This window comes from Marinospirillum sp. (assembly GCF_014859565.1).
On record NZ_JACUUA010000308.1, the window covers coordinates 1 to 3282 of the forward strand.

Here is a 3282-nt window from a genome sequence, read left to right on the forward strand (position 1 = left end):
TACACGAGCTGCAAATTCAGCAAAAAAAGCCGCCATAATACCGAGGATGCCGCCCAGAACCACACCCAGGGCAAGTATCAGCATTTTGCGGTTACTTTCTGGCTGGCTGTCACGTTGTGGCCGCATTTGGATGCGGCTTTCCTGGATTTGCTCCATACGGTTATTCACATCCGCTATGCGGTTTTGCAGTTGTTCAAGCTGGTTCTGGTATTCAGCTTCCAGCCGGTCGATCTCTGTGGTGACCTGCTGTACTTCTGCTGTAGCTTCCTGCACGGCCAGCGCACGGGTGATTTTAAACTCACGTACTGCTTGTCTGGCTTCTGCCACCAGGCTTTCCTGTAAGCGAATACTACCCAGCAGCTCAACCATTTCTCGGCGCATATTGGCTGTTTCTTCTGGTAAGTCAAGGTACAGGTTATTTTCCAGGGTGCGTACACTACCTTGGGCGGAGTTGATCTGGCTGTCAATCAGCAACAGGCTTTGTGCCAGTTGTGCGGATTGCCCCTGCCCTATGACATTCTGGCGCGACTGCTGCAGAGTTTGCAGGTCGGTTTGAGCACGACTCAGCTGACGATTGAGCAGCTGCTCTTTTTCTTCTGTTTGCCGCTTCATGCGGTCACGCAGGTTGGTTTCCTGCTCGCGCAGTGATTGCATCTGGCGTTCGGCTGCAGTCAGGTCTCTTTCCAATCGCTGCAGTACCAACTGACGCAGCTCGTCATTGGTTAACTTCTCAACTTTTGCATCAACCTGGGATTTTTTAACACGTAAACCAGCCAGCTGAGTCTCCAAGCTTGTACGGCCTTTAAGTTGCCTTAACTGAGATTCCAGATTGCGCTTTTGAATAGCCAAGCCTTCATGCAGTGTTTTGACACGCTCGACGTGAGTCTCCAACACATCATTCAAGATCAGCTCATGCACTATTTCAGCGCGTTCAATTTCTTTAAAATCATTGGTAAGACTGTTACTCAACACCAGCAGGCGGGAATTGTTCGGTGTATCTGCCATGATTTTAGGCAGGATAATTTGTGCAGTGGCGGCAGCAGCTTCATCCATTCCACTTGTTGCTTGCAAGGTATAAGCTTGCATGGCGCGCGGGATACTGGAGTTGACCACCCTTGCCAGCAGGCTTTCGCTATTTTCAATCGGGCGCTCTTCACCTTCTTCTGTTACTGCTGGAATACTACCCACTTCCAGTACAGAGCGAAAGGTGTAGCTAGGCTTCTGGATCAGGGCAAAAGCCAGCGCTGCTACGACACAAACGGTACCAACAAAGACCATAACCCAAAAGCGCTTGTACAAGACTTTACCAAGGTCAATCAGGCTGATTTCATCATCGTATTGACGGGGGAATTGTGCATCGCGATGCTGTTGTGAATCCGTTAGGGCTGGCTGATTTGTTTGATCCATTTTCACTTCATCTGTTCGGTGAGCTAAAAAACAGCACCGATTCTAGCACTCTCAACCCACATAACCAATGCCATAAATTGACATTTTGTTAAAAAAAGAGCACCTGTGGCACTCTTTTTTTATTTACAAGATCAAACATTTACTGATCAGTCTAACTTTTAGAACTTCTCTTCAAAGCCCAGGCTGAACCCGACATAACGGGGTATGTCGTTACCATCAAAGCTGGAGCTATCCAGTGATGCTGCCATGTCCAGGTGCAAGGAGCCAAACATGGTCATGCCCAGGTGCACCTTGCTGAGTTCAGCTCCAACCAGGTTTTGGCTGTAACCGGCACGAAGACCCGGTGCCCACCAGCTTTTGGGGAAGTAACCGGCTGATACAGCCATAGTCTGGAATTCATCTCCAACAAAGTTGGTAGCGGTTCCGAGGGTGTAAGAGCCCTGCACCATCCAGTTGCGGTTGGCAGAGTACATAGCTCCCTCAATCACTGCGTGGCGTGTCAGGGTGACTGAGTCGGTGACCTTGGTTTTACCGGCCTGCTCCAACCCCTGGATCGCGGCAAGGGTTTCGCCCTCCAGATAATCAGCCATGTTCGGGTAGTCGATGGTCGGTTCATTCAGGTTGTAGAAGGTTAGACCTACCTGATAGTGCTCACTGTGCCAGAGGAAACCCAGGTCAACCCCCACTGCGGTGGTTTTTGCGGTATTTTCAAAAAAGTCTTCGGTGGCTTTATCAAAGGCATCATCATCACCTTTCGCATTGGATTCCGCCTGAATGGAGATGAAGTTGCGACCTGCTTCTACTTGATAGAGGTTGGCTCGCAGACCCATTTCCAGCTCACCGTGTTTGCGGTTTAATTCAAACCACTCACTCAAATTAGTACCGTAACCAACACCCAAGTGAGTAATGGCTGCAGCTTTGATATCAAAACCGGAGTTGGTGGTGAGCTCGTTTTTTGTTGTGATGCCCGTAGTTGTTTGCGCTGGCTGAACTGATGCTTGCTCTAACGTGTAACCAGGGACATTAACACCTTGAAGTGCCAGGCTTTTCTTTTGATCATCCGATAAACCATCAACGTCGCTTGCAGTAATATTGTAGCTTTCAATCAATGTATTAATTGCCTTATCATTTCCAGCAATCAAACCATTTCGTTCGGCAATAACAATAATATCTGTAATTTTTTGTGATTCAGTAGTACCATCCGGGCTGTCATTTAGAACTTTATCAATTTCAGTGTATGCACCAGCAGCTTTACCCAAGTCAAGATTCAGGGGTACATCTGTAGCAACACCGTCAACTTGGACATCCTTAAACGTTGTTTTCACCCCAAACGGGCTTCCAATAAATCCACCACGAATCTGGGTGCTGGCGGAGGCGTTGATACTAAAAGTGCCACGTGCTTTTTTACTGCGAACCAGAAAAGGGGTTAAAGGAGCCTGAAGCTGAAAACCGGCACGGAACTGACCGCCTTTTTCCAGATCAGCCACTAATTCAGTATTGGCACGATTGGCAATGGCTTCAAAGTAAGCGGCTTCTTTTTCTGAATCACTCATGTCGGTCGTATCTACGCTTGGATAACGCTGCTGCAGATAGGCTTCATTAAATGAATCTGAATCCGCCGCATCCATATCATCGACCAGGTCATTCACCTTGCCATCCAGATCATCCGACTCGCCAATTTCAAAATAACCACCAAAATTACTGAGGTAACCAAAACGGATCCGTTCGCCTTCTCTGACCAGCGTGTTGTTGCTGGCCGGGTTATTGGAACTGGAATGAACGGTACCCTGGTTACTGACACCACCAATGGTAGATGAGTAGCCAGGGCTAACTAAGGATTGGTTGGCAGAGGCAGTTACAGCAGCAAAAGGCAGG

The 3282-nt window shown here is 48.4% G+C and carries 2 protein-coding genes; both read right to left on the reverse strand.

Annotated features, from left to right (window positions below):
• Nucleotides 1–1407, reverse strand: a 1407-nt coding sequence (locus IBX50_RS18815; RefSeq protein ID WP_292257937.1) for a Wzz/FepE/Etk N-terminal domain-containing protein, incomplete at its 3' end; no start/stop codon positions are given.
• A 158-nt stretch (nucleotides 1408–1565) separates the two neighbouring features.
• On the reverse strand, nucleotides 1566–3282 hold a 1717-nt coding region (traF, locus tag IBX50_RS18820), incomplete at its 5' end, for a conjugal transfer protein TraF (protein WP_292257938.1).